1 protein-coding gene and 1 pseudogene are annotated in these 1,401 nt (G+C 76.5%); one reads left to right on the top strand and one right to left on the bottom strand.

What is annotated here, in order from left to right:
• Positions 1-160, top strand: a pseudogene (locus AB0C29_RS48455) (16S rRNA (cytidine(1402)-2'-O)-methyltransferase); the annotation flags it as partial.
• Here AB0C29_RS48455 and AB0C29_RS48450 read toward each other — a convergent pair.
• Positions 150-1,401 (bottom strand): hypothetical protein (locus tag AB0C29_RS48450; RefSeq protein ID WP_360835135.1); only part of this gene is annotated, 1,252 nt, incomplete at its 5' end. The pseudogene AB0C29_RS48455 and the gene AB0C29_RS48450 sit on opposite strands and share 11 nt — an antisense overlap.

Here is a 1,401-nt window from a genome sequence, read left to right as displayed (position 1 = left end):
CGGGCCGGCCGAGCGGCCGGCCGACGAGGACCTGCGCGCGGCGGTCGTCGAGCGCGAGGCTGCGGGCGAGTCACGGCGCGACGCGATCCAGGCCGTGGCCGACATGTACGGGCTGCGCAAGCGCGACGTGTACGCGCTCGTGCACACCGTCAATAAGTGACGTAGAGGAAACCGGCGAGCAGTACCAGCGGACCGGCCAGGCTGACCAGCAGAGCCCCGCGCCGCGCCCGGGCCGTCTCCAGCCGCCGGACCCCGGTCAGCGCGGCGATACCCAGGCCGCAGAGCAGCACCAGCACGAAGCTCAGCGCCCAGCGCAGGTGCACGAGCACGCCGGTGTCGCCCACGTACGCCTGCCGGCTGTCGCTGCTGACCATCCGGGCCGGCGCGCTCGTCCCGGGCACCCGCTGGGTCGGCTCGATGCCGAACAGGGCCAGCCGGTCCACCCGGTAGGTGCCGTTCGCGGCGGTGAACTGGCCGGTGCAGCGCTGGCTGACCCCCGACCCGGTGCACCGGGTGACCGTCGCGGAGCCACGGTCGCCGTGCCCGACGGCCAGCCAGAACGGCTCGGCGCTGACCCAGGCGAAGAAGGCGGCGATCAACCCGAGGGCGAGCAGCCCGAACAGGCCGGCGGCGGGACGGCGGGGCTCCGGCGCGCGCCGGCGGGCCCGCGGGCGGACCTCGGTGGCCTTCTCGGGGGCCTCGGCCGGCGGTGCGGACAGCGCGCGGCGTTCCTCCTCGGCCTTCCAGAACGGGGACGTCTCGAGCAGCGCGGCGGTGCGCTCCTGGCGTACCCGGTCCTGCAGGGCCCGGTCGGCCCGGGCCGGATCGTGCCGGGTGCGGCCGAGCCGGGACAGCCCGGAGGCCGGCTGGCCGGGCACCGCGTTGCGGTCCAGGGCCACGGTGGGCCGGTTGCGGTCGGGCTCCGGCAGGACCATCACCTCGGGGGCTTCGGCCTGCGGCGGCTCCACCGGTACGGCGGCGAGCGCGTCGACGATCGTGGTCTCCCGCTCGGGCTCGGCGGGGCGGACCCGGTTGCGGGTGGCGTAGACGGTGCCTTCGCCGGCGGTGTTGAAGCGCTCGGCGTCCACCCGGTCGTGGTGCTGCTCGGTGGCCTTGTCACTCTCCGGGCGGGCTTCCCCGGCCTTGGCCGGGGTGGCCTGCTTCGGGTCGAGCTGCTGCTGTTGGCCTGCCTGCTGCGGGGTCTGCTGCCCCGGCTGCTGGCCCGCCTGCTGTAGCTGACCCGGCTGTTGCGGGGCCTTCGGGGGCTGGGCCTGGTGGGGCTGGGCGTGGCGCGGTGCTGCCGGCTCGCGGACCTCGGGCTCGGCTTTCGCCTGGCGGGGTGCGTCGACGGTGAGGGCCGCCCGTACGTCTTCGGCGCCGGCCCGGTGGGCCTCGGCGGCC

The sequence above is a fragment of the Actinoplanes sp. NPDC048791 genome (assembly GCF_040650095.1).
Classification (GTDB): Bacteria; Actinomycetota; Actinomycetes; order Mycobacteriales; family Micromonosporaceae; genus Actinoplanes.
This window is presented reverse-complemented; position numbering and strand designations above follow the sequence as displayed.